This is a genomic window from Labrenzia sp. 5N (assembly GCF_012395805.1).
Taxonomy (GTDB): Bacteria; Pseudomonadota; Alphaproteobacteria; order Rhizobiales; family Stappiaceae; genus Roseibium; species Roseibium algicola.
Map to the genome: position 1 here is coordinate 969,812 of NZ_JAAZTM010000020.1, position 25,014 is coordinate 994,825.

The 25,014-nt window shown below is 58.5% G+C and carries 22 protein-coding genes; 9 read left to right on the plus strand and 13 right to left on the minus strand.

From position 1 onward, the window contains the following. Nucleotides 1–10 precede the first annotated feature (10 nt). The 3 genes from HEP89_RS24890 to HEP89_RS24900 all read left to right on the plus strand — a co-directional run bounded on the left by HEP89_RS24890 (nucleotide 11) and on the right by HEP89_RS24900 (nucleotide 5,781). Nucleotides 11–1,114 carry an efflux RND transporter periplasmic adaptor subunit gene (locus HEP89_RS24890; RefSeq protein WP_023003939.1) on the plus strand — a complete coding sequence of 368 codons (1,104 nt, stop codon included), beginning with the start codon at nucleotides 11–13 and terminating at the stop codon, nucleotides 1,112–1,114. Continuing rightward, nucleotides 1,111–4,674: an efflux RND transporter permease subunit gene (locus HEP89_RS24895; RefSeq protein ID WP_168693288.1), complete on the plus strand. Its 3,564-nt coding sequence runs from the start codon at nucleotides 1,111–1,113 to the stop codon at nucleotides 4,672–4,674. The genes HEP89_RS24890 and HEP89_RS24895 overlap by 4 nt, the downstream gene beginning before the upstream one ends. Before the next feature lie 153 nt (nucleotides 4,675–4,827). After that, entirely contained in the window at nucleotides 4,828–5,781 is a 954-nt protein-coding gene (locus HEP89_RS24900; RefSeq protein ID WP_168693289.1) for a helix-turn-helix domain-containing GNAT family N-acetyltransferase, read from the plus strand. A gap of 97 nt (nucleotides 5,782–5,878) precedes the next feature. On the opposite strand, the gene HEP89_RS24905 is transcribed toward HEP89_RS24900, so the two are convergent. The 4 genes from HEP89_RS24905 to HEP89_RS24920 form a co-directional block, all read right to left on the minus strand. Then, the gene (locus HEP89_RS24905; protein WP_168693290.1) at nucleotides 5,879–6,628 is read right to left on the minus strand and encodes an SDR family oxidoreductase; all 750 of its coding nucleotides are present in this window, start codon (nucleotides 6,626–6,628) and stop codon (nucleotides 5,879–5,881) included. 81 nt (nucleotides 6,629–6,709) lie between these two features. After that, entirely contained in the window at nucleotides 6,710–7,582 is an 873-nt protein-coding gene (locus HEP89_RS24910) for a phosphatidylcholine/phosphatidylserine synthase (protein ID WP_062489071.1), read from the minus strand. A gap of 7 nt (nucleotides 7,583–7,589) precedes the next feature. Beyond that, on the minus strand, nucleotides 7,590–8,360 hold the full coding sequence (locus HEP89_RS24915) for a phosphatidylserine decarboxylase (RefSeq protein WP_267479105.1): 771 nt from the start codon (nucleotides 8,358–8,360) through the stop codon (nucleotides 7,590–7,592). Nucleotides 8,361–8,431: 71 nt separating this feature from the next. Beyond that, on the minus strand, nucleotides 8,432–9,373 hold the full coding sequence (locus HEP89_RS24920; protein ID WP_077290127.1) for a LysR family transcriptional regulator: 942 nt from the start codon (nucleotides 9,371–9,373) through the stop codon (nucleotides 8,432–8,434). A 96-nt stretch (nucleotides 9,374–9,469) separates the two neighbouring features. On the opposite strand from HEP89_RS24920, the gene HEP89_RS24925 reads away from it, so the two are divergent. Next, complete coding sequence (locus HEP89_RS24925; protein ID WP_168693291.1) at nucleotides 9,470–9,661, plus strand: hypothetical protein; 192 nt, start codon at nucleotides 9,470–9,472, stop codon at nucleotides 9,659–9,661. Nucleotides 9,662–9,832: 171 nt separating this feature from the next. Here the strand turns inward: HEP89_RS24925 and HEP89_RS24930 are convergent, their stop codons facing one another. The 3 genes from HEP89_RS24930 to HEP89_RS24940 form a co-directional block, all read right to left on the minus strand. Next, entirely contained in the window at nucleotides 9,833–11,716 is a 1,884-nt protein-coding gene (locus HEP89_RS24930; RefSeq protein ID WP_055656442.1) for an ABC transporter ATP-binding protein/permease, read from the minus strand. A 111-nt stretch (nucleotides 11,717–11,827) separates the two neighbouring features. Next, nucleotides 11,828–12,226 (minus strand): metalloregulator ArsR/SmtB family transcription factor, encoded by a 399-nt coding sequence (locus tag HEP89_RS24935; protein ID WP_031270715.1) that lies wholly within the window; start codon nucleotides 12,224–12,226, stop codon nucleotides 11,828–11,830. 244 nt (nucleotides 12,227–12,470) lie between these two features. Next, on the minus strand, nucleotides 12,471–14,066 hold the full coding sequence (locus HEP89_RS24940) for a LysM peptidoglycan-binding domain-containing protein (RefSeq protein ID WP_168693292.1): 1,596 nt from the start codon (nucleotides 14,064–14,066) through the stop codon (nucleotides 12,471–12,473). Between the two features lie 261 nt (nucleotides 14,067–14,327). Here HEP89_RS24940 and HEP89_RS24945 point away from each other — a divergent pair, with 261 nt between their 5' ends. Both HEP89_RS24945 and HEP89_RS24950 read left to right on the plus strand, forming a co-directional pair. Next, the gene (locus HEP89_RS24945) at nucleotides 14,328–14,945 is read left to right on the plus strand and encodes a TIGR00730 family Rossman fold protein (RefSeq protein ID WP_031270713.1); all 618 of its coding nucleotides are present in this window, start codon (nucleotides 14,328–14,330) and stop codon (nucleotides 14,943–14,945) included. Nucleotides 14,946–15,070: 125 nt separating this feature from the next. Next, on the plus strand, nucleotides 15,071–16,324 hold the full coding sequence (locus HEP89_RS24950) for a diguanylate cyclase (RefSeq protein WP_055653596.1): 1,254 nt from the start codon (nucleotides 15,071–15,073) through the stop codon (nucleotides 16,322–16,324). Between the two features lie 40 nt (nucleotides 16,325–16,364). Here HEP89_RS24950 and rarD read toward each other — a convergent pair whose 3' ends face one another. From rarD to cysS, 5 genes are all read right to left on the minus strand, one after another. Continuing rightward, a complete protein-coding gene (gene rarD, locus HEP89_RS24955) occupies nucleotides 16,365–17,270 on the minus strand; it encodes an EamA family transporter RarD (RefSeq protein WP_055653595.1) in 906 nt (301 codons plus the stop codon). Nucleotides 17,271–17,310: 40 nt separating this feature from the next. Next, nucleotides 17,311–18,906: a citramalate synthase gene (cimA, locus tag HEP89_RS24960; protein WP_055653593.1), complete on the minus strand. Its 1,596-nt coding sequence runs from the start codon at nucleotides 18,904–18,906 to the stop codon at nucleotides 17,311–17,313. Nucleotides 18,907–18,938: 32 nt separating this feature from the next. Then, complete coding sequence (locus tag HEP89_RS24965) at nucleotides 18,939–19,436, minus strand: GFA family protein (protein WP_031270712.1); 498 nt, start codon at nucleotides 19,434–19,436, stop codon at nucleotides 18,939–18,941. Continuing rightward, nucleotides 19,433–19,927, minus strand: a complete 495-nt coding sequence (locus HEP89_RS24970; RefSeq protein ID WP_062489077.1) for a GFA family protein — start codon at nucleotides 19,925–19,927, stop codon at nucleotides 19,433–19,435. Before HEP89_RS24970 ends, HEP89_RS24965 begins: the two co-directional genes overlap by 4 nt. Before the next feature lie 162 nt (nucleotides 19,928–20,089). Then, complete coding sequence (cysS, locus tag HEP89_RS24975) at nucleotides 20,090–21,505, minus strand: cysteine--tRNA ligase (RefSeq protein WP_168693293.1); 1,416 nt, start codon at nucleotides 21,503–21,505, stop codon at nucleotides 20,090–20,092. Between the two features lie 439 nt (nucleotides 21,506–21,944). On the opposite strand from cysS, the gene HEP89_RS24980 reads away from it, so the two are divergent. The 3 genes from HEP89_RS24980 to HEP89_RS24990 all read left to right on the plus strand — a co-directional run bounded on the left by HEP89_RS24980 (nucleotide 21,945) and on the right by HEP89_RS24990 (nucleotide 24,393). After that, a complete protein-coding gene (locus tag HEP89_RS24980) occupies nucleotides 21,945–23,552 on the plus strand; it encodes a L,D-transpeptidase family protein (protein WP_168693294.1) in 1,608 nt (535 codons plus the stop codon). A gap of 139 nt (nucleotides 23,553–23,691) precedes the next feature. Next, complete coding sequence (locus tag HEP89_RS24985) at nucleotides 23,692–23,880, plus strand: sugar transporter (protein WP_168693295.1); 189 nt, start codon at nucleotides 23,692–23,694, stop codon at nucleotides 23,878–23,880. A 171-nt stretch (nucleotides 23,881–24,051) separates the two neighbouring features. Continuing rightward, nucleotides 24,052–24,393, plus strand: a complete 342-nt coding sequence (locus tag HEP89_RS24990; RefSeq protein WP_062489081.1) for a metalloregulator ArsR/SmtB family transcription factor — start codon at nucleotides 24,052–24,054, stop codon at nucleotides 24,391–24,393. A 27-nt stretch (nucleotides 24,394–24,420) separates the two neighbouring features. On the opposite strand, the gene HEP89_RS24995 is transcribed toward HEP89_RS24990, so the two are convergent. Beyond that, complete coding sequence (locus HEP89_RS24995) at nucleotides 24,421–24,936, minus strand: CreA family protein (protein WP_168693296.1); 516 nt, start codon at nucleotides 24,934–24,936, stop codon at nucleotides 24,421–24,423. Nucleotides 24,937–25,014 lie beyond the last annotated feature (78 nt).

A 25,014-nucleotide genomic window follows, 5' to 3' on the forward strand; every position in this document is an offset into this window, starting at 1 on the left:
GCTTTAGACAATGCGAGTGAAGTTTTCCTACCTCCTGGCGACCGGCATCGCGGCCGGTATCGGTTTCTGGATGTATAGCGGCACGATGGTGATCGGTGGTGTCGGCGACAGCGAACATGCCACCCCGCCCCCGGCGCTCAGGGTCAGCCAGGCGTCCACGGAGACCTTCCGTGTTCAGGTGGAACGTCTTGTGGCGCAAGACCGTCGAGCCGTTCTGGAAGTGCGCGGGCGCACCGAAGCCGAAGCCACGGTGGCTGTCAGATCCAAGACAACCGATGATGTGGTGGAGCGCCCGGCGCAGGAAGGCGCGCATGTCGCCGCCGGCGATGTGCTTTGTGTCCTCGACAAGGGATCGAGACAGTCACGCATTCTGGAAGCCAAGGCTGCCCTGGCTCAGGCGCAACTGGACCATGAGGCAGCAACTCAGTTGAACAGCAAGGGCTTTACCGCTCAAACCCGTGTGGCTGCCCTGCAGGCCCAGCTCGATGCTGCAAAGGCACGCCTGATAGAGGCCGAGCAGGAGCTGGAACACACAGTTATCCGGTCGCCGATTGCCGGCGTCATCCAGAGCCCCATGGCTGAAATCGGCGCACAGCTTGAACAAGGCGGCATCTGCGCGACGGTGGTTGATGCGGATCCGATGATTGCCATCGGCGAAGTGTCGGAACTGAATATCTCCGAGATCTCGCTGGACATGCCGGCAACGGTCACGCTCGTGACGGGTGAATCGCTCAACGGCAAGGTGCGTTACATCTCGCCGACGGCAAATCCGGACACGAAAACCTTCCGTATCGAGATCGAGCTTCCCAATCCTGATGGCAAGGCCAGGGACGGCGTGACGGCAGTCACCAAGCTGGAGCTGGCTGCGGAGAAAGCACATAAGATTTCGCCAGCAATTCTGACGTTGAACGACGCCGGCCAGGTCGGCATTCGTGCAGTCGATGAAAACAACAAGACTGTCTTCTACCCCGTCAAGGTGCTGGGTGGAGAACAGGACGGAATGTGGATCGGCGGTCTTCCCGACGAAGTCGTCGCCATCACCGTGGGGCAGGAATACGTCTCGGATGGAGAACTCGTGCAACCGGTCTTTGAGACGGCAGAGGTGAGTCAATGATAGACATGCTTGAAGGCGTCCTTCGGCGCCCCAAGACGGTATTCGTGATGATGCTGGCGCTGATCGTTGCCGGTGTCGCCACCTATATCTCGATCCCGAAAGAAGCCAGCCCGGACATTGATCTGCCGATCTTCTACATTTCGATCACCCAGCAGGGCATTTCTCCGGAAGACTCCGAGCGCCTGCTCGTGCGGCCGATGGAAACGGAGTTGCGCGGCCTTGACGGGTTGAAGGAAATCACCGCGATCGCGTCGGAAAGTCATGCCGGCATCGTGCTGGAGTTCGACATCTCGTTCAACAAGGACGAGGCGCTGGCGGACGTGCGCGACAAGGTCGACCAGGCCAAGAGCAAGCTGCCGGACGAGGCTGAAGAGCCGACGATCACGGAAATGAACTTCGCACTTGCGCCGACCATGATCATCGCCTTGTCGGGCAACGTGCCGGAGCGCACGCTCTACAAGCACGCCCGGCGTCTCAAGGACGAGATCGAGGCTATCGACACCGTCCGGTCGGCGGATCTGACCGGGCACCGCGAAGAGCTGCTGGAAGTCCTGATCGACACCCAGAAACTGGAATCCTACTCGATCACCCAGCAAGAGCTCCTCAACTCGCTGCAGCTCAACAACCAGCTTGTTCCTGCGGGCTTTATCGACGGCGGCAAGGGTCGCTTCAACGTGAAGGTACCCGGCCTCGTAGAGACCGCAGAGGATGTCTACACACTTCCGCTGAAACAGAGCGGTGAAGGTGTGGTGACCCTTGCAGATGTCGCCGAGATCCGGCGCACCTTCAAGGATCCCAACGCCTACACACGCGTCAACGGCAACCGGGCAATTGCTCTTCAGGTCGTCAAGCGTATCGGCACCAACATCATCGAGAACAACGCGGCAGTCCGTGAAGTTGTCGAACATGCCTCCAAGGACTGGCCGGAAACCGTTCGTGTCGACATGATGCTCGACCAGTCCAACAACATCTTCGAAGTGCTTGGCTCGCTGCAATCTTCGATCCTGACGGCGATCTTCCTGGTGATGATCCTGGTTCTGGCGGCGCTTGGCATGCGCTCCGCACTGCTCGTGGGTCTGGCGATCCCGACCTCCTTCATGGTCGGCTTCCTGATCCTTGGCGGCGTCGGCTACACGGTCAACAACATGGTCATGTTCGGCCTCGTTCTGACCGTTGGCCTGCTGGTCGACGGTGCCATCGTGATGACCGAATATGCCGACCGCAAGATCCAGGAAGGCATGGAAGACCGCGAGGCCTATATCCGCGCTGCGAAGCTGATGTTCTGGCCGATCGTCTCTTCGACGGCCACCACACTGGTAGCGTTCCTGCCCATGCTGCTGTGGCCGGGTGTTGCCGGCGAGTTCATGAGCTACCTGCCGATCATGGTGATCATCGTCCTGACCGCCTCGCTGTTCACCGCTATGGTGTTCCTGCCGGTGACAGGGGGCATCCTGGCCCAGGTCTCGCATTTCCTGAACAGGTATGCCGCTGGACTTCTGGCACTGACATTTGGCGTTCTGGCCGCCGTCATTGTCGGATTCGGCCCGTTCGTACCGATGGCTCTCGAAGGCGTCGTGCCAGCGGTGGCTGCAACCGGCATCGCCATCCTGTGCGGCCTGGTGGCCCTCGTCCTTGTCGGCTTTGTTTCCTACAAGCTGCTGCGTCCGTTTGTGCGCTGGTCTCAGGCACGAGCTGCCAAGAGAGCCGAAAAGGAACGTGCGGAAGCTGCCGCCCTTTCCGGCTCCGAAGCTTTCGATGTCAAGAAAGTAAGCGGGTTCACTGGCATCTATGTTCGCATCTTGAAGATGTTTGCAGGCAACCCGATCGGCAACATCGCCGCCATCGTGCTGCTGATCGGCAGTTGCTTTGCGATCGTCGGCGCGTTCATGGCGAACCCGACCGGCGTGCAGTTCTTCATTGATGAAGAACCGGAACAAGCGGTGGTTCTTGTATCCGGCCGTGGCAACATGTCTGCCTCGGAAGCGCGCGATCTCGTTGTGCAGGTTGAAGACAGGATCATGTCCATTCCGGGCGTCGACAATGTCATCACCAACGCGTTCACACCCGGCGGTTCGTCCGGCGGCCCCTCCGTCGGCGACGTCCAGGACAAGCCTGCCGACGTGATGGGCGAGATCAATATCGAGCTTGCAGACTTCTGCTGCCGCCGGGTGGCGAAGGAGATCTTCGCCGACATCCGTAACGCGACCAGTGACATCCCCGGCATCAAGGTGGAGACCCGCAAGATCGAAGGCGGTCCGCCAACGGGCAAGGACGTTCAGCTGGAGATCAAGTCCACCGATTACAACGACATGGTTGCTGCTGTCGCCCGCATTCGCGAGCACATCAACGGCATGGATACGCTGATGAACCAGGAGGACGACCGTCCCCTGCCCGGCATCGAATGGCAGATCTCAATCGATCGGGAACAGGCCGGCCGCTACCAGGCAAGCATCGCTTCCGTTGGCAACATGGTCCAGTTGGTCACCAACGGTGTTCTGATCGGTACCTATCGTCCCGGAGACAGCGAGGACGAGGTGGACATTCGCGTGCGCCTGCCGGAGAACGAGCGGACAATCGACCGGTTCGACCAGCTGCGGCTGCAGACCTCGCTTGGACTGGTGCCGCTGGCAAACTTCGTCAGCCGCGAGCCGGCCCAGAAGGTGTCGGAAATCGTGCGTCGTGACGGGCTCTATTCCATGTTCGTGAAGGCGGCGGTCAATCCGGAAAGCGGTTCCACGCCGACAGAACAGGTTGCAGCTCTTCAGAAGTGGCTGGATACGCAGGAATGGCCTGCCAACGTGTTTCTGAAATTCCGCGGCGCGGATGAGGACCAGCAGGAGTCAGGCGAGTTCCTGATGAAGGCGATGGTGGCATCGCTGTTCCTGATGTTCCTGATCCTGCTGACCCAGTTCAACTCGTTCTACCAGACGATCCTGACGCTCTCGACGGTGGTTCTGTCAGTGTTCGGGGTGCTGCTCGGAATGCTCGTCACCAATCAGCCGTTCTCGATCATCATGACCGGGACCGGGGTGGTGGCGCTTGCCGGGATTGTGGTCAACAATGCCATCGTTCTGATCGATACCTACAACAGGTTCCTTCATGACGGCCTTCCCCCGCTGGACGCGATCCTGAAAACATCCGCTCAGCGTATCCGGCCGATCCTGCTGACCACCATCACGACCATCGCCGGCCTGGTGCCCATGGCCACCATGATCAACTTCGATTTCTTCAATCAGGTGATCACCTATGGCGGCATCACGGCGGTTTGGTGGGTGCAGCTGGCAACTGCGGTCATATCCGGACTTGCTTTCTCCACCTTGCTGACGCTGCTGATGATCCCGGTCATGATTGCGCTGCCGAGTGTATGGTCAAGCACCTTCTGGAAGGTGGTGTCCACCGTTCGGCGCAAGCCCGGTACTGCCACCGAGGAGGTAACTCCGGAACCTGTGGCTCTTGGCGATCAGCCCGAACAGCGCCCGGCTGCAAAGGTGGTTTCCATGCCGAAGCCGTCGCAACCGAAAATCCCCCCGCAGGAGGAACTGCCGCACGCGGCAGAGTGATCCTAAGCACCTCCAAGCAAAAAGGCCGCCAGTTTCCGGCGGCCTTTTTGTTTGCAACACGCAGCGTGTCTTCACCCGAATTCCAACCACTGCCCCTTGAATTCCGGCCCATCAATCAATATAGTTGCAATATACAACTATATAGGCTTTTGCATGTCCCAGCATTCCCCCTCCCTCGTCAACGATATTCGTGCAGCGTCCCGCCAACTGGTCCGGGAATTCGGCTTTCTGGACAAGACCATCGCCGGTACGGATCTGTCCGGTTCAGGTGTCCACGCAATGATGGAAATCGGTTTGAACCCCGGCATTACCGCCAAGGAAATCTCGACGAGACTGAAGCTCGAGAAATCGACCATCAGCCGTTTGTTGAAGTCACTCGAGGCCCGCGGGGAAATCACGCAAACCCGGTCTGACAGCGATGGCCGATCATTCGGACTGACTTTGACCGAAACCGGAAAGGCCACCTTTGCGAAGATCGACAACTTTGGCGACGCCCTGGCTCGAAGGGCGCTCAACCGGATCAACGGGGACAAGGCACAAGAGATTTGCGATGCCATGTCAGCCTATGCGGAAGCACTCGCCATGCCGCAGGGAACGCCGGCAGATTACCAGCCACAATTCACGGTCGCTGAAGGTTATCAAACCGGAATGATCGGCGACATTGCCGGAATGCATGCCCGCACACACGGCCACATCGTCGGTATGGGGCCAACCTTTGAAAGTGTGGTCTCAAACGCCATGGCCGAATTCATGCCGCGCATCGGCAAACCGATGAACAACAGCTGGAGCGTGCTCGAAAACGGAGCCGTTATCGGATCGATCACCATTGATGGCGAAGACCTTGGCAACAACATCGCACATTTGCGCTGGTTCATTCTGTCCGAACGCCTGCGGGGCAAAGGACTGGGAAAAGTGCTGCTCCAGAAAGCCCTGGAACACTCGGATGCGCTTGGGTTCGATGAAATCCACCTTTGGACGCTCAAGGGGCTTGAAGCCGCGCGCGTACTCTACGAGAGAAACGGGTTCACCCTTGCGGAGGAATATGTCGGCGACCAGTGGGGCAAGGCCGTCACGGAACAGAAATTCATAAGAATTCGCCCGAAATAAATTGGTAGCCCCGCAGGCCCCCTATCACCGGGCCATATCAGCCTTTCAGCCCAAAAGGAACGGTTCGGTTTTTCGCCAGAACCGTTCCTGTGTTGGCTCATCCCTTGGAGATGGAGTTTCCGCCATCACAAAGCATGGCGGAACCGGTAACGAAAGAACTGGCGTCAGACAGCAAAAACGCAGCCGCCTTGGCGATCTCTTCGGGTTCGGCCATCCGCTTCAACGCGTGGAGGCCGGCGATATACTCGCGGAATGCCGGGTCATCGCCCCCCATCTCGGTCTTCGTGCCACCAGGCAGAAGCGCATTGACCCGGATGTTTTCCGGTCCGTGTTCCACGGCCAGAACCTGTGTCAGGCCGATAAGCCCCGCCTTCGTAGCCGCATAGGCGGCCATGCCCGGAAAACCGATGGTATGGCCAACGAACGACGAGGTGAACACAATCGACCCGCCTCCCCGTTCGCGCATGGCCGGGATCTGGTATTTGGCCGCGAGAAAGGCGCTGTTGAGATTGGTGGCGACAACATGGTTCCAGGTTTCCATGCTCATGTTCGGCACCGGCCCCATCTCTCCAAGGGTGCCTGCATTATTGAAGGCTCCGTCGAGGCCACCAAAGGCGTCGAGCGTCGCTTTCACGGAAGCTTCGGAAAATGTGGTATCGCAGACGTCGCCAACGAACAGTGCGATCCGGTTGGATGCATGGGGCAATGACGACCGCAGCTCATTCAGTCGGTCTTCCCGTCGGGCAGCCAGCATCAGGTTCGCACCGGTGTCGGCCAGAAGACGCGCAGCAGCTGCTCCGATGCCACTGCTGGCACCGGTGATCAGAATTGTCTTTCCATCAAGCATGAGAAGGCTCCTCATTTGTCGAGGAGGCCTAATTGAACCAGAAAATCGCCTGCTGAAACCCGATTTGCGATCAGGTGTGCGTCAGCCGCCGTGGTCCTTGTCCCTGTCCGCGATATTGTCGAGATCGGTATCGCATTCGTCACCGTCGTCATCGAGGCCCAGCGAGGCGTCTGCGAGCACCAGCTTCCTGTGCGCACGCCAGGACAACGGAATGGTCAGCAGGTAAAGGACCGCTCCTCCCGCCAACATCCGGAAGGGATAGGAAACGGTCAGCGCCACCACCAGAACCGCAACCAGGAACAACGGCAATACAAAGTCGCGGCGCACCCTCGTTCCCAGCGTCTTGCCGGAATAGGTCGGCAAACGGCTGATCAGCAGGAAGGCAACTCCGATCGTATAGGCTGCAACAAAAGCTGAATCTGCGAACCAGTGCGGAAACAGGCCGAGAAAATCGAGATAAAGCGGCAGAAGCACGGTCAGCGCTCCGGCCGGTGCAGGCACGCCTGTGAAAAAACGTGACGCCCAGGCAGGCTTGTTCGGATCGTCCAGGGCCACATTGAAACGCGCCAGACGGAGTGCGGCGGAAATCGCGAAGATAAGGCCTGCGATCCACCCCATGTTGCCTGCATCCTTGAGGATCCAGAGATAGAGCATCAAGGCCGGCGTGACGCCGAAGTTGACGAAATCCGAGAGGGAATCCAGTTCCGCACCGAAACGCGACGTTCCCTTCATCATGCGGGCGACACGGCCATCGAGCCCGTCCAGCACGGCTGCCACGAGAACGGCACCGACCGCGAATTCCCAGCGGCCCTCGAAGGCCATGCGCACAGCCGTCAGACCGGAGCACAGCGCGAGCAACGTCACCATGTTCGGAATGATCAGGCGCAAGGGTACGCGCCGGAAGCGCGGTGTTCTGCGGGTGTCGGCCGGTCCTTGATCGGGCGTCTCGTTCACGGTGGCCTCAGCTTACACGGGTCAGGGACTGAGCCGGGCTTTGCGGTGCCGACAGATCTGCCAGCACGGTCTCCCCGGCAATCATGGTCTGGCCGAGGGCAACCTTTGGCTGGGTTCCGACCGGAAAATAGACATCAAGACGCGACCCGAAACGGATCAGACCAAAGCGCTCGCCGGCAGAGAGATTTTCACCTTCACGAACGAAGCAGACAATACGGCGAGCAACAAGACCGGCGATCTGCACGACACCGATCCGACCGTTGCCGGTATCGATGACCAGTCCGTTGCGCTCGTTGTCTTCACTGGCCTTGTCCAGTTCCGCGTTCAGAAACTTGCCGGCACGGTAGGCGACGCGCTCAATGCGCCCGCCGACAGGTGCCCGGTTCACATGGCAGTTGAACACGTTCATGAAGATGGAGACCCGCATCAGCGGTTCAGAGCCGAGTTCCAGCTCAGCGGGCGGGCGTGCCAGGCCAACAAGGCTGACGACACCATCTGCCGGCGAAATCACCAGCCCTTCGCCGACAGGCGTCACACGCTTGGGATCGCGGAAGAAATAACAGACCCACCCTGTGAGGAAGAGGCCGATCCAGAACAGCGGATCGATGAACCAGCCGATAACGAGGGTCGCCACCAGAGCAATCGCGATGAAGGGCCAGCCTTCACGATGGATCGGCACCATGGCCTTGGAGACGGAATCGACTATCGACATCTTCTTTTCTTCGCTTTCCATTGCTGCCCGGCGGCAGGCGTATTCCCGGCCCGGGACTGAACGCACCCGTTGCGCTTTAGCTTCTGCCCCGCTTCTAGTGGCTTTTCAAGGCAAAGAGAACCTGCTTTTCATGAAAATCACACGGTTTGCGACCCATTTGAGCCAGTGGAAGCCGTCCGATAGTCGCTCTCCCAGTAGGGCGGTCGACCGTACTTTGAAATCAGGAAATCGACAAAGGCGGTCACCTTGGGCGGAACGAACTGGCTTGGCGGATAAACGGCCCAGATCGCCCCGGTGCGGGCAATCGTATAGTCTTCCATGACGGCGACCAGTCGCCCGTCGCGAAGGTCTTCCCAGACATGTGCCAGTGACTTCAGGCTGAGGCCAAGGCCGTGAAGCGCGGCGTCGTAAGTCAGGTCGCCGCTATCGCCCTTGATGACCGGCTTCTGGATTTCGAAGGCGACCTCCCCCTCCGGCCCGTTGAAATACCAGAACGGCATGGAGGCCATGGCGATGCAGTCGTGGTTGGCAAGGTCTTCCGGTGTATGGGGCACGCCCTTGCGAGCAAGGTAGGCCGGTGATGCACACAGGGCCCTTGGATTTCCGCCCAGCTTGCGGGACAGCAGAGAGGAATCGGTCAGTGGCGCTCCCCTCACCGCCATGTCATAGCCTTCCTCGATCACGTCCACGATCCTGTCGGAAAAGTCCATTTCCAGCCTGATATCCGGGTAGAGTTCGCGGAACTCCACCAGATACGGCAGAATGTGCTTTCTTCCGAAGAATGTGTTGCAGGAAAACCGAAGCGAGCCGCGCGGCGCTTCTGTGGAGGCTTCCAGGATCGAGCGGGCCTGTTCGATCTCACCAACTGCGGTGCGCGCGTGTTGCAGCAAAACACGACCGGCTTCCGTCAACATCGTGCGTCTGGTGGTGCGGGCAAAAAGCTGGGAACCGAAGGACTTCTCAAGGCCGGTCAACCGCGTGCTGGCAGCTGAAGGCGACAAGCCGATTTCCCGACCGGCTGCAGCCATGCTGCCTAATTCCGCAATGCGAACAAAAAACTGCAGGTCTTCCAGTCTCATTGTTCCAATCTTTCGAAGAATTAATTCTACATTAGCCTCATTCTTCGAAGGAACGCAATATGAGACAAATGCTCATCCCAAGCGATGGAGAGCACCATGACACATACAGGAGACGACTACGAAGCCCGCGCCCGCGCTGCCCGCCACCAGGAACTGCGCCGCCTTGCCAAGGCACTTTCAAGACTGTTGTTCAAAAGGGGTGAAGCTGCCCCAAACAACAATGTGCCGACAACAGGCCATGTGGCCTGCGACAATGATCAGGCACCGCAATCAATTCGTGCGGCCTGACCTCCGGCAAGTTTCTGCCTCTTTGTCATACAGGAAGACCGGTGGTGGAGACCCGGGATCAATGAGCCCAGATCTCTTTCAAGGGTCAGCGTCATACCTTGAACAGGAGCATCCCCTCTCCCGGCCAGGGCTTGGCCAGGCCCGGATGACCAGAAATAGCTGTTGCCAGACCTATTTCGCCGGTACGTAATCAGCCCTTTGACCACGCGTGACGATACCAAGATCGTCATTTTCCCTTGCGGCACGCAACCGTTCCTCGGCCTCGTCCGCTTCCCGCTGGCGAGCCCACATGGAGGCGTAAAGACCGTCTCTGGCCAGAAGCTCCTGATGGGTGCCGCGCTCGGCAATCTCGCCACCTTCCAGAACGATGATCTGGTCTGCGTTGACCACGGTCGACAGGCGGTGGGCAATCACCAGCGTTGTCCGATCCTGCGAAACCTCATCCAGCGCCGACTGGATCTCGCGTTCGGTATGTGTGTCGAGCGCCGATGTCGCCTCATCGAGGATGAGGATCGGCGGAGATTTCAGAATGGTGCGTGCAATCGCAACACGCTGCTTTTCACCGCCCGACAGTTTCAATCCGCGCTCGCCGACTTCCGCGTCATAGCCCTGAGGTAGCCTTTCAATGAAGTCGTGGATCTGCGCCATGCGCGCAGCCTCCCGCACTTCCTCGTCGCTGGCGTCCGGGCGGCCATAGCGAATGTTGTAGGCAATGGTATCGTTGAAGAGCACCGTATCCTGCGGAACCATGCCAATGGCCTGACGCACGCTTTCCTGCGTCACGTTTCGGACATCCTGACCATCGATCTCGACTGAACCGTCGGTGACGTCGTAAAACCGGAACAGGAGACGGGAGATCGTCGATTTGCCCGCACCGGAGGGACCGACGATGGCGACGGTCTTGCCTGCTGGCACCTCAAAGTCGATCCCCTTGAGGATCGGCCGGTCGGGATCGTAGTGAAAGCGAACGTCCTTGAACGCAATCTTTCCTTCAACAGCCTTCAACGGGCTGGCGTCGGGCTTGTCCTCGATTTCGGCGGGAACCATCAGCAGGTCGAACATGGACTCGATATCCGCAAGACCCTGACGGATTTCGCGGTAGAGGAAGCCGATGAAGTTGAGCGGAATGGAAATCTGCATCAGCAGCGCGTTGATCAGGACAAAGTCGCCGATGTTCTGCTCGCCCGCCAGAACAGCCTGTGCAGACAGCCCCATGCAGGCCGCCATGCCAATGCCCAGGATAACCGCCTGACCGAAGTTGAGCCAGGAAAGGGACGTCCAGGTTTTCGTCGCGGCGCTCTCATATTTCGCCATGGAGACATCGAAGCGCGCAGCTTCCATGTTTTCGTTGCCGAAGTACTTGACCGTTTCGAAGTTGAGCAGACTGTCGATGGCCTTGGAGTTGGCATCCGTGTCGCTGTCGTTCATTTCGCGGCGAATGCCGATCCGCCAGTTCGAAGTCTTGATGGTGAACCAGACGTAGGCAACGATCATCACCGCGACGATGACAACATAAAGGAAACCGAACTGGTACCAGATCACGGCTGCCATGATGGCAAATTCCAGAACCGTCGGAATGCCGTTCAAGATGGTGAAGCGGACAATCGCCTCTATACCCTTCACCCCGCGTTCAATCACACGGCTGAGCCCACCCGTCCGCCGGGCAAGGTGGAAACGCAGGGAAAGCTGGTGCAGGTGGCGGAATGTCAGGATTGCGAGCTGGCGTACAGCATGCTGGCCGACCCGGGCAAACAGCGCATCACGCAGCTGGTTGAAAGCCACTGCCAATACGCGGGCTGCATTATAGGCGAGCACCAGCATGACCGGTGCCACCAGGAAAGCAGGCAGGTTGGAGCCTTCACCCGTCAGTGCATCCGTCGCCCAGGCAAAGAAATACGGCGACAGGACCGTCACGATCTTGGCAATGATCAGTGCGAAAATGGCCAGAAGCACGCGCTGCTTGAGATCCGGCCGATTAGACGGCCAGATGTAGGGCCACAGGTTGGCCAGCGTCGTGAAGGTGCTGCCTTCGTCTGCGTTGACAGGCTTGCGGATGTGCGCTTGAGCGGAATGGCTGCCGGCAGCCGCAGCCGAAGGCTTTTGCGGCGGGGTCGCTGTCTGATCGGTCACACAAAATCTCCAGGCCGCGGAAGGCGGCCACTTGGGTTAGTCTGAAGCGGAAACCACTTGCGCACCGGCTGACTGTCCAGCTTGGTCCGGCTGCGCCGCGTTCAGGCGCTCCCAGAAGTCCTTGGTCCGGCACTCCGCCAGACTGAGCACTTGCCAATTGAGCGCGTAGTGGCAATTCCTGCCCCGCGTGTCACAGCACAAGAGCCCGGCGTCCTTCAAAACCTGCAAATGCTGAGACACGGTCGACTGAGCCAACGGCAGGTGACTGACGATCTCACCGCAGCAGGCGCCCTGACGGCTTGCGAGCTGCTTGATGATTGCCAACCGGGCCGGATGTCCAAGTGCACGGAAGATAGCCGCGAGTTCCTCGCAACTTGCCAGACCTTCCTTGGAGGTCATGCAATTTCCACCGGCCGGCAGATCCGTCCCGCTCATGGGGCGGTTTCCTCATTCACGATTGTTTGTTTCATCGTTGATATGCGATGAATCATCAAAAAAACAAGGGGCTGATGCAAAAAGGCAGAGGATCATTCCGATCCCCTGCCTTCATTTATGACATTCGACCAAGGCGTAACTGACAGAGATAAGCAGCGACAACAGCCGAGAATTTTATAAATGCCCATGGCCGTTTTCAGACGTGCCGACAACGCCCGATGTGCCGACAGAGGCCAGTGTCACCTCAGCCGTTGTTTTCGTCTGGTTTCGGCCAGCTCAGATCGCCTTCTGGTGTCAGGAACACTTGCCCCGGGTAAATCAGATCAGGATTGCGGATCTGTTGCTGGTTGGCCTTGTAGATCGTCGTATAGCGAACGCCCTCTCCATAAAGACGCCGGGAGATCCGCCACAGGTTATCCCCCTTGCGGATGATCACGACGGGAAGAGACTTTTTCACTTCCGCGCCCTGGCCATCAGCTCCTGCACCCTCACCGCTTGCGACGACCTTGGTCAGCACAATCTGCTTGTCCTGTTCCTTTTCAAAGGTAACGGCTGCACGGGCGTCGACCGAGCTGCCATCCTCACCGATCAAATCGGCGCGAACCTCGACATTTCCTTCAGAAATATTCTTGCCGCCTTCAATCAGCCACTTCCCGCCCGAACCGACCTTAGCCTCGCCCTGAAACTCGTCGCCGACGTAGACACGAACCGATGACCCAGGTTCGCCGGTACCGGCGACAAATACCTTGTCCTTTTCGGATTCTACAGCTTCCACGGTCACCGTCGGCGCATCCGGTGCTGCTGCGGGAACATCAGACGGTACATTCTGGCTAGACTGCGCAACGTCTGCGCCACTGTCCTGTGTCGCTACAGCTACCGGCGCTGCCCCTGATGACGTCGAAGCAACTTCGGTTTCTGCTGAAGCCGCCTGTCCCGATGCCTTAGCGGTAGAAACGGCATCACCACTGCTTGCCGTTTCCGGCACCGCGGTGCCTGCTCCAGATGAAGTGGTGTCGGCAGACGCAACAGCTGTCTGCTCAGAGGTACCGGCGAGCTGTTCGCTCGTCTCCCGGGAGGCCGTCTGCTGGCTTGCAGAGGTCCCTGCGGCAGGTTCCGCAGAAGCAGTTTCAGTTGCAGACGTCGACCCGGAGGCCTCGGTGGCGGTGCCTTCTGCAGAATCCGTTGTCGCAGCGGTTTGCGAACCTTCACCAGTTGAAGTGATGGAAGCCACCTGCTGCTCGGCCTCAGGCTTTTGCAACACATCCGACGGACCGTCAGGCGTATTCAGAACCACAAGGGGTTGTTCCTTGCCGCCTTCCGGCAATGAAACGGCAAGCCGTTCTTCGGAGGTGGCAATCGCCTTGCCGGTGTCGTCATGAACTTCCAGGCCAACGTCATAGTCGCCCGGCTTCAACGGCTCATCCAGAATGATGGTCCATTCACCGACCTCATTGGCAATGCTCTTGCCGACAACCTTGCCGTTGGCAGTCAAGGCAACGATAGCGCCTGCGACAGACCGGCCCGCAACGACCGTTTCACCGGTCGGCTCAACGCCGACAACGTCAAAACTTGGGCCTGCGCTTGCCGTTTCCGCGGCAGGCGCCTCATCTGAGGCATCAGCCTTACCTGTTTCTGCAGATTGCGTCTTTGTGCCTGTATCAGAGCCTGCAGCCTGTTCGGTCGTGGCAGTGTCGCCGGAGACCGATGGCGTTGCGGCAACTTCGGGACCGCTCTGGAAAGGCAGACGCCCCGTATCGCGATAGATGTAGCCCGTCACGAGAGCGGCCAGCCCAACAGGCACGGCTACGATCAAAGTCCAGATGAGTGTCTTGTTATTCATTGTGTGTCCTGCCGGGAAAGCAGCCAGGCGATGCGGCGCTTTCCAAATCCGTTCCCCTGTTTGCGCCCTTTCGGGTGCTGCCTGTCTCAGCCGAACTCCTGACCTTGCTGGCCATGTTTCCTTTGCCGTCGGCTCTTCTTCAGATCGTGGTTCATGCATAGCCGTCTTTTCCGGGCGCGGCAAGAAAACCCGGTTCAGAACCAAGGCCTTTCAAACAGAATGCTTGACCTTGTGGCAATCTGAATGCCACATCTTTGCGTCATGAATACGGTTTCTCAAAATCAGCTTACAAGCGTCTGTGTTTACTGCGGGTCCAGCTTCGGTTCAGACCCTGCACACGAGGCGTCCGCCACTCGTCTGGGCCAGCTAATTGCCGAGGCTGGCCTTCGACTTGTCTATGGCGGCGGTTCTGTCGGTCTGATGGGAACCGTGGCCAATGCCGCCCTTGAAGCCGGCGGCAAGGTGACGGGAATCATTCCGCGTTTCCTGGAAAAACGCGAGGTGATGCTGGACACCCTCGAAGACCTGATCGTCACGCAGGACATGCACGAGCGCAAACACCTGATGTTCGAGAAAGCCGACGCCTTCATCGCGTTGCCCGGCGGTATCGGCACCCTGGAAGAAGCCGTCGAAATGATGACCTGGGCCCAACTCGGACAACACCGCAAGCCGGTGGCACTGGCCAACCTCAACGGCTTCTGGTCGCCTTTGCTGGAACTTCTGGATCATATGCGGGCACAGGGATACATCCGTCCGGACACTGAAGTTCCTTATCTTGTTGCCCGATCCGTGGACGATATCCTGCCCATGCTGCGCCGCGCGATCAACGGTGAGCCCCTGCCGGCACAAGAAGCATGTGCCTCGGTAACAGATCTCTAAAACTCTACTGAGTATAGAGGTTGGGAATACGTTCCCATGACTGTGAATATTGGAACCAAATCGATTTGCAGTCTGAGGAGTTGAATAGTACCGTCGCACGAAACGCAGGAAGAACAGGCCACTAAATGCAAACTACCCTTCTTGTTGAAGATGCGGCGTTTTTCGAGAAGGCAATCGTCAAGAAACTGCATGAGGTCGGCCGTCACCAGATCATGGTGGCACGTAGCTACGAAGAGGCCGAGAACTGCCTCAATCTGCCGATCGGTGAACCTGACCTTGCTCTTGTCGACCTGACCCTTCCAGACGCCCCGGACGGCGAAATCGTCGATCTTTGCGAGAAGTGGAATATTCCCACGATCGTCTTCACCAGCCGCTTCGACCCGAAAACCCGAAGCAAGTTCCTGGAAAAAGGCGTTATTGACTACGTTCTGAAGGATTCTCCCGGCAGCCTGAACTATGTTGCGGACCTGATCCGGAAACTGGCCCAGAACCCCAAGATCGGCATTCTCATTCTGGACGATTCCGCGGTGGAGCGGGACGTGATCTCCAAGATCGTCGGCAAGCACCTTTACAAGATCTACCAGGCCAGCTCTACGGACGAAGCCCTCCAGACCCTGAAGGATTACAAGGACATCAAACTTGTCCTGGCGGACTATTTCATGCCGGACAAGGACGGCTTTGCCTTTCTGAAAGCCGTCCGCAGAGTGCATGACCCGGAGAAAGTCGGTGTCATCGGCATGTCGTCCTATGCCAATCCGGACAACCGGGTGCGGTTCCTGAAATACGGTGCAGCGGACTTCGTCGACAAGAACTGCCCTCCGGAAGAGCTGCTGCTGCGCGTGTCGCAGAACCTCGATTACATCTACCGGATCGAGGAACTCAACAACATGGCGATGCGGGACTCCCTCACGGGTCTCTACAACCGCCGTTACCTTCTGGAACAGGCCACCAAGGCAATCGCGACCTGGCCGGTGTCCGAAGGACGTGCGCATTGGCTTGCGCTCCTCGACCTGGACTCCTTCAAGGCAATCAACGATTCACTCGGCCACGATTTCGGCGATGCGGTTCTGATCAGTTTTGCCCGCCACATGATGAAGCTCGCAAAGGAAGACGATATCGTCTCGCGGCTCGGCGGCGACGAATTCTGCATCGTGTTCCGGGACAAGGAAGAAGCCGAGGTTGTCGACGGACTGCAAAACCTACTGGACAACGTTCTGGCCTCGCCCGTGCGTCACGACGGCGAGGAACATCTGATGAAGACAAGCGTCGGCGTCGCCCCGCTCGAAAGCGGCAGGTTCGGCGATGCCCTGAAGACCGCCGACCACAGGCTTTATGCCGCCAAACGCAGTGGCCGCGGCCAGCTGGTTTCTTCAGACTGACCGCATCTTCCACAGTGCTCTGGCTGCGACTAACTCAGTTTCAGCTCCGGTAGCGCCGCCAGCTGTCGTAGGTAAACACCACCAGCGCGGCCCAGATCATGCCGAACGTCATCAGCTTGGTCGGGTCCAGCGGTTCGCCCCAGATATAAATCGCCATCAGGAAGTGCATGGACGGCGCCATATACTGCATAAGCCCCAGCATGAAGAGCGGCAGGCGCCGCGCGGCTGAGGAAAAACAGATCAGGGGCAAGGCCGTGACAATGCCTGTCCCCACGAGGGCGAGCAGAACCGGCGGATCGTTCAAGACCATTGCGTCGACACCCCAGCTGAGGCTCAGCAGCATGTAGCCGGCGGCGAGCGGAAACAGCACAAGCGTTTCCACGAACAGTCCCGGAGTTGCCTTCACGGGCGTCACTTTTCGCACGTAGCCGTAGCCTGCGAAGGAAAACGCCAGCACCAGAGAGACCCACGGCAACCCACCTGCCAGGATCGCCTGCAGAACAACCGCAATGGCGGCAACGCCGACAGAAATCCCCTGCCAGGTCGTCAGTTTTTCCCTCAAAACGAACAGGCCAACCAGAATGCTGACCAGAGGATTGATGAAATAGCCGAGCGAAATATCGAGCACGTGATTGTTGGAAATTGCCCAGACGAAGGTCAGCCAGTTGACGGCAATGAAAGTGGCAGACGCCGTCAGCCCCATGAGCACCTTCGGCTGGCGAAAAACCTCGCGCACTTCCTGCCAGCGGCCGCGCGAATAGAGAAACAGACCGACAAACAGCACCGACCAGAGGATCCGGTGGGACACCACAAGATCTGCTGGCACGGTATCGGTCAGTTTGTAATAGGCCGGGAGGAAGCCCCACATGCCGTATGCCGCCAGGCCAAACAGAAGGCCCTGACGGAATTCGGCATTCGCTTCGGTGCTGGTCACCGTCTGCGACATGGCATTGCCTTTCTGGCGCCCGAAAGGCGCGTGACCAGGATCAGGCCACGTTGGCTTTCATCAGCGCGAATGTAATGGAGTCGACCAGGGCCTGGAAAGAGGCGTCGACGATGTTGGAGGATACCCCGATCGTGAACCAGCGCCGGTGCGTGACTGTGTCCTGGCTTTCGATCAGAACGCGCGTGACAGCGCCTGTGCCACCATTGAGGATGCGCACCTTATAGTCAATCAGTTCCAGGCCGTCGATGGCAGACTGGTATTTGCCCAGATCCTTTCGCAGTGCCATGTCGAGCGCGTTGACCGGGCCGTTGCCTTCAGCAACCGACATTCGGGTTTCGCCGTCGATATCGACCTTCACCACGGCTTCCGAAACCGTGACCAGATCACCGATTGCGTTAAACCGGCGTTCCACCATCACGCGGAAGGATTCAACTGCGAAGTAACGCGGCACCTCGCCCAATTCCCGGCGCGCAAGCAACTCGAACGAGGCGTCGGCAGCCTCGTAGGCATAGCCTTCGGCTTCCCGTTCCTTGACCTTCGCCAACAGTAGGTCAAGACGCGGGTCTGACTTGTCGACTTCGATGCCTACCCGGGCCAGCTCTCCCAGAAGGTTGCTCTTGCCGGCCTGATCGGACACCAGCACCCGCCGCTGGTTGCCGACACTTTCCGGTGCGACGTGTTCATAGGTCTGCGGATCCTTCAGGATCGCGGAGGCATGAATACCGGCCTTTGTGGCGAAGGCGGTTTCGCCCACGTAGGGGGCCTGCCTGTCCGGCGACCGGTTGAGGATTTCATCGAACGCATGGGAGATTGAAGTGATCTCTTTCAACTGAGCGTCGCTGACACCGATTTCGAACCGATCGGAGAATGCCGGTTTCAGCTTGAGTGTCGGGATCAGGGTGATGAGGTTGGCGTTGCCGCAGCGCTCACCCAGCCCGTTCAAGGTTCCCTGGATCTGCCTTACGCCGGCATCTACTGCCGCCAGTGAGTTGGCGACCGCGTGACCGGTGTCATCGTGGGTGTGGATGCCGAGATGCGTTCCGGGAACAACCTCCTGCACCTTGGTGACGATGTCGAAGATCTCGTCGGGCAGCGTGCCGCCGTTGGTGTCACACAAAACGATCCACCGCGCGCCTGCATGGTATGCCGTGCGGGCACAATTGAGCGCGTATTCCGGATTGGCCTTGAAGCCATCGAAGAAATGCTCGCAGTCGATCATCGCTTCCTTGCCGGCAGCAACGGCTGCGGTAACGGTCTCGTAGATCGAATCGAGGTTTTCCTCGTTGGTGCAACCAAGCGCGACCCGGACATGGTAGTCCCATGCCTTGGCCACGAAACAGCAGGCATCGGAACTTGCGGACAGCACGTCCTGAAGCCCCGGATCGTTCGCAGCCGAGCGGCCTGCGCGCTTGGTCATGCCAAACGCGGTGAACGTTGCCTTGCGCGTCCGCTTTTCACTGAAGAACTCACTGTCGGTCGGGTTGGCACCCGGATAGCCACCTTCAATGTAATCGACGCCAAGCCGCTCCAGAAGTTCGGCAACCACAACCTTCTCGTTGACAGAGAAGTCGACCCCGCTGGTCTGGGCGCCGTCACGCAATGTCGTGTCGAAAAGAAAAAGCCGTTCCTTGGTCATATCCGTATCCTGAGCAGCGTCGGGGCTGTCTTTTATTCGTTGTCATTTGCCCCGGTGCGAACCGGTGGCCAGGTTTCCGTGTCGTGATCGGGGTGCTGGAACGAAACGAGCGACGCCAGAAAAGGCGCTGCCTCCATATCGTCTTCGGTCACCCTTTCGGGAATTTGAGCCATGCTGTCGGCATAAGGCAGCTTTGCCTCGACGCCGAACTGGATGCTGGGCGGGATCTGCGATGGATCGTCAAAGGTCCCGATGGCCAATGCAATGCCATCCGGCGCTTCATAGGTCAGCGGCGTACCGCAATCGGCGCAAAAGCCCCGGGTTGCGTGATTGGAACTCTGGAAGTGCTTCAACGATCCACGTGTCCAGACAAGCCTCGATGTTTCGGGAACACTGACCAGTGGCGCGTAAAAGCCACCAAAGGCCTTCTGGCACATGCGGCAATGACAAATGGAAGCCTCGCCCAGTGGCCCTTCCACCTTGAACCGCAAGGCACCGCACTGACAGCCGCCGGTATGGATCTCCGTCATCCGCCCCTCACTTCCCAATGATCCGTGTCATGATCGGGATGCTGATTGTTGGTTGCCGTGACATCATTGATCCCACCTGGCAAGTCGTCCCGATTTGACTGCGTTTCGTTCAGTTCGAAAAGATGCCCGTAGAACGACACTCGCCCCTCGACACCGGACTGTTCAACCGGCGTGACTGCGGCAACATCATCCAGGCTGCCATGGGTAAAGGAAATGTGGTCGTCGCCAATCGTATCAAAGGCCAGAGGCGTGCCGCAGGTTCCACAGAAACCCCGGCGGACAGGCTTGGAAGAGTGGAACCAGGAGGGTTCGCCGCGGGTCCATTCAAAATCGGACTTCGCAGCACCGATCAACGGCAGAAAGAAATTCCCCGATGCCTTCTGGCACATGCGGCAATGACACAGATGCGGATGACCGACCTCTCCCGTCACCTGGTAACGCACGGCGCCGCACTGGCAACCGCCGCTCAGCCTTTGAACATTATCACCCATCAGAAATTCTCCCTGCCGTGTGATCGGAGAAAGCTGCTTCAGCACCGCCGCGCCGAACCGCGAAAAAAAGCCTGGTAACTTGCGCCTTACTCTCCTCTTGCGAGGAAGATGTCCGCGCTAGCAGACAGAGGGGGGTATCCCGCCTTTCCGCCCGGCTCCGTCTCACCGCTTGACCTCCCAGGTAGTAACGCGGGTGCCGGTTTCTGAGTCTTTTGAATCCTTTAGAAGAATTCCCTGAGACGTCAGTTCATCGCGGATCGCGTCAGCTTCCGCCCAGTTCTTGGCATTGAGGGCCTCCAGGCGTTTTTCGATGGCTGCCTGAATGCCGGCCTCATCAACGCCAGACAAATCCGCCTTGACCGGATGAACGCCGAGGAGCGCGGCAGATGCCGAGTAAACATCCAGCTTGGCAGGGTCCTTGGAAGCCTCGACGGCGAGCGCGTGGAGCGCCTGAATGGCGCCTGCGGTGTTCAGGTCGTCCAAAAGGGCATCAAGCACCTCGGCGGCAGGGGCTGCATCCGTTTCGACCGGATCCGGCCAACGGGCGAGAAGGCTTTCCGCTTCTTCAAGCTTGCGTTTGGAGAAGTCGATCGGCTCTCGATAGTTGGTCATCAACATGGCAAGGCGCAGCACTTCGCCCGGCCACATGCGGCCGCCGAAACTGTCCGTTTCCAGAAGCTCCTGAATGGTGAAGAAGTTGCCCTCGGACTTGGACATCTTCCGGCCTTCCACCTGCAGGAAGCCGTTGTGCATCCAGTAGTTGGCCATGACCTTGGTGCCATGAGCGCAGCGGGACTGGGCGATTTCGTTTTCGTGGTGCGGGAAGATAAGGTCCAGCCCGCCGCCGTGAATGTCGAACACTTCACCCAGATGGTGCGCACTCATGACAGAGCACTCGATGTGCCAGCCCGGACGCCCCCTGCCCCACGGGCTGTCCCAGCCGGGCTCTTCCGCAGAAGACAGTTTCCAGAGCACGAAATCTCCGGGGTTCTTCTTGTGAGCATCAACCGCAATGCGAGCCCCGGCCAGCTGCTCGTCCAGCTTCCTCTTTGAAAGGCCGCCGTAGTCGGGCATGGACTGGGTGTCGAACAGAACTTCACCGCCCGCCTGATAGGCGTGTCCCTTTTCGATCAGCGCCGCGATCATCTCGACCATGCCGCTGATATGCTGTGTCGCCCGAGGCTCGATGCTCGGCTCCAGCACACCCAGAGACCTGATGTCCTTATGGAACTGGTCCGCAGTCTTCTGCGTCACCCGGGCAATGGCTTCATTGAGCGGCAGATCGGGAAAGTCACGAAGTGCGCGTGCGTTGATCTTGTCGTCAACGTCAGTGATGTTGCGCGCATAGGTGACGTGGTCGGCACCATAAAGATGGCGCAGAAGCCGGAAGAGCACGTCGAAGACGATGACCGGTCGCGCGTTACCGATGTGGGCAAAGTCATAGACGGTCGGTCCGCAGACGTAGAGACGCACATTCCCGTCATCGATCGCCCGGAAGTCCTCCTTCTGGCGCGTCAATGTGTTGGTGAGCTTCAAGCCCTTGAAAGTGCCGGATTTCTCTGTCTCAGCGGCGCTCATGTCAAACGGTCTCCTGGCCGGCTGGCCGGGCGGTCCGTCTCAAAGGAAATGTTGCCAAGAGGGAACGGCCACAGCCAGCGGTGTCGCTAGCTGCAAATAATGGTGATCGAAATGATGTTCCGTGTGGCCGTCATCATGGAGCGCTTTATGGACCGGAAAACAGAACCCGGTCAAGGCTGCAGTTGCCGCCGAAACGCCAATTTCCGTGCCTTGTGGCCGCAACGCGTCACTCCCACGAGCGATAACGGATCGCGCGCTTTTCCTGTTGCGGCAACAAACGGGATCGGCTTTGCAATGGCAAGGAAGCTTAACGCAGTTCAATTATGCGCAAGATGCACTAGACTTTCCCCGTTGGGAATCAGAGGGGGTATTTCCGATGGGAATATTTTGCACGTGCCGTAACAGACATCTTGGTCTTCTTTTCACGCTGGCAGCGTTTTTGTCCGGACCACTTTCGGCACCATATGTCCAGGCACAAACCGCGGCACCGGCGACCAGCGAGACCCAGGTCGTTCCGCCCCCTGTTTTCAAGGAACCGCAGACGCCGATCGCCAGGGCCATTCAGGCGCAAGTTTCTACCAACCTGCCCGAAGGTCTTGCGCTCTATTATGGCGAACGCGCTTTCGCACCGGTCTGGTTCAACGAGAATGGCCTCACGGAAGATGCTCATCTGACCATTGCCGCCATGGCGGCGGCGAACGACCATGCGCTCAACCCCAACAATTACGATCCCCTCGGCTTCATAAAGCGTTCGGAAACTTCCCAGAGCGAGCAGGAATGGGCCCAGTTCGATCTGGACCTGTCCGTACAGTTCCTGCGCTATGCGACCCACCTCTCCTCCGGCCGCGTTCAACCCAACAAGGTCAACAAGGCGCTGAACGTCTTTCCGGATCGGCCTGATCCGAAAATGCTTTTTGAAAATGCCGAACAGGCCGTGGACTTCGGGGCCTTTCTGGAAAGCCTCGCACCCCAGACCGACAATTATGCCCGCCTGAAGCGGCGCCTTGCCCAATACCGGGAGAAGGCTGCTGCCGGTGGCTTTACCCAGGTTCCGGATGGTGAGGTTCTGAAACCGGGTATGAGCGATCCGCGCCTGGAGGTTTTGCGAACCCGGCTCATGGAAGAAGACATTGTCGTTGCCGGAGATCACACCGGTGATGTCTATGACGGCGCCCTGGTGGAAGCCGTCAAGCTGTTCCAGGAGTACCACGGCCTTGAAACCGACGGTGTCATCGGCAAGGCGACAATTGCCCAGCTCAACATTCCGATCCAGGAAAAGCTCATCCAGATGGAGCTCAACATGGAGCGGCGGCGCTGGATGCCGGATGATCCGGGACAGTTCTACGTCTTCGTCAATCTGGCAGACCAGAACCTGAAGGTGGTGCGGGACGGAAAGACCATTCACACGGCGCGGGTCGTGGTGGGCAAGCCCTACCACGCAACGCCGGTGTTTTCCGACCGGCTGGAATATGTGGAAATCAACCCCTACTGGAACGTGCCCTACTCCATCGCGACAAAGGAGTATCTGCCGAAACTCAAGCAGAACCCCACGGCGCTCAGCAGCAAGAGCATCCGGATCTTCCAGGAAGGCAACGAGGTCGCGCCGACACAGGTTGCCTGGAACAGCTATTCCGGCGGCAACTTCCCGTTCCGGCTGCGCCAGGACCCGGGTGAGGACAATGCGCTTGGTCGCATCAAGTTCATGTTCCCAAACCAGTTCAACATCTACATTCACGACACCCCGTCGAAATCCCTGTTCACCAGAGCGGAGCGCGCCTTCAGCCACGGCTGCATTCGCGTATCGGATCCTTTTGCCCTTGCGGACGTTCTACTGGTCGATTCCGACGCCACTCCGGGAAAATGGGAAGCCATTCGCGACAGCGGTGAGCGTACGGTCGTCAAAACCAAGGTCGAAATCGACGTGCACCTCACCTACCTGACCGCGTGGATGAACAAGGACGGATCAACACATTTCAGAAAAGACATCTACGACCGCGACAAGGTGCTGCTGGAAGCGCTTCGCAGAGCGATGACAGAGAACCTCTAGAGGTATAACATACTGTTCTAATTGAACTTTACTTCCGTTTAGATATCTGAACGGTAGCTGAATGCGGCACTCAGCATGGGTTCAAGCCGGCCCCACTAATCTCCAGTCAATCGAAACGGATTGCCATCTGGAGTTACCCATGCTGAACCGCCTCTTCGTCATCTTCTTCCTGGCCCTCATCCTGGGTGGCCCGTTTGCAGCCATCATCGCAATCACCGACGGCACCAAGGCGTTTGGCCAGGAAGCCCAGCAAAAGGGCATGTGCCTGACCACCGGCACCGGCTGTGGCAACGGGAATATCATTGTCACGGTGGCCGGTCGGATATAAAAGCGCGCTCGCAGGCATTGCGGGAACCGGTGAACGTTCACCTGAAAGCGCGTGTACCTTCAAAGTTGTTTCCACTTGAAAAGAGTGGGAATCTTGTCTGAGATTGGTCGCACACAGGACATTCCAGCCTCTTTGCTTGCAGTTTACTCCGATGTTTGGCAAGGTTGTCCCATGGACTACAAAGCACTTGAAGATAAAGCAGAATCCGCGGCGGAATTCTTGAAGATGATGGCATCCGCGCCGCGATTGCTGTTGATGTGTCTTGTCCTCGACAACGAACGCAGCGTTGGCGAACTTGCGGAAAAAACCGGCATGCGCATGCCGACCGTCTCGCAGCAGCTCGCTCTTCTGCGCGCGCAGGGTCTCGTCTCGACCCGTCGCGAAGGCACGACCATCTATTACCGGCTCGCCAGCGAACCGGTCAGGGACATCATGTCCGTGCTTTACAAGAACTTCTGCGCGGATGCCGAACTGCCCGGCCCAAAGCAGCTGGAAGCGCTGGACGCGGACTGATCCGCGTCCTTCGAGTACTCCCCGGCCTTAGTCCTGGACGAAATCACCGCATTTCGGAGGCTGCTGATCTCCCCAGGGCATCAACGGCACGGTTGAGGTCGAGTTTTTAGGGCTGCCTTCAATCAGCTTGTCGGAATAGACCAGATAGACAAGAACGTTTCGCTTGGCATCGCAGCCACGGACGATCCGCATTTTCTTGAACATGAACGAGCGGCGCTGGCGGAACATTTCCTCGCCCTGTTCGAAGTTCTCCTTGATGGTGACCGGGCCAACCTGACGGCACGCCAACGATACGTCAGAGACTTCTTCCGCAACGCCGAGCCAACCGGAAACGCCGCCTTTCTCCGGAACCGTGAAGTGGCAGGAGACACCGTCGACAATCGGATCGTCTATGGCGTAGGTCGCCAACTTGTGGTCGGGCGTCAGGAACTTCCAGACGGTTGATTTCTTGAAGATCAGATCAGGCTCATCCGCCGCAAGAGCAGCGCTCACGCCTTGCAGCAGCAAAGATGCGCCAAGAGCGGCGGTGACCAGAAAACGCATTAGAAATCCTCCAGATTTTCAACCGCCCAACATGTGGGGATCACGAAAGCGCGATCAAGCGTCAGACGAAAAACAAAG